This window comes from Mesorhizobium sp. 43Arga, from assembly GCF_053714255.1.
On sequence record NZ_JBSKBO010000057.1, the window covers coordinates 1 to 267 of the forward strand.

A 267-nucleotide genomic window follows, 5' to 3' on the forward strand; every position below is an offset into this window, starting at 1 on the left:
GCAATCGCCATTGGCATCGTGGACCTGACCACGGATAGCGCACTGCTCGGGCTTCGGCCGCACCGGACGGCAGGCGCCGTTGCGCACCTCGGTGCCCTGCGGGCAGACGCAATCGCCATCGGCATTGCGGATCTGGCCGGGGATGCGGCACTCCTGGGGCTTCGGCCGCACCGGACGGCAGGCGCCGTTGCGCACCTCGGTGCCCTGCGGGCAGACGCAGTCGCCATCGGCATTGCGGATCTGGCCGGGGATGCGGCACACTTGGGG

The 267-nt window shown here is 71.2% G+C and carries 1 protein-coding gene; it reads right to left on the minus strand.

Features of this window, described 5'->3' with window-relative positions; genetic code table 11:
* The coding region (locus ACWGS8_RS35215; RefSeq protein ID WP_454585214.1) for a hypothetical protein at positions 1-267 on the minus strand (267 nt) is incomplete at both ends.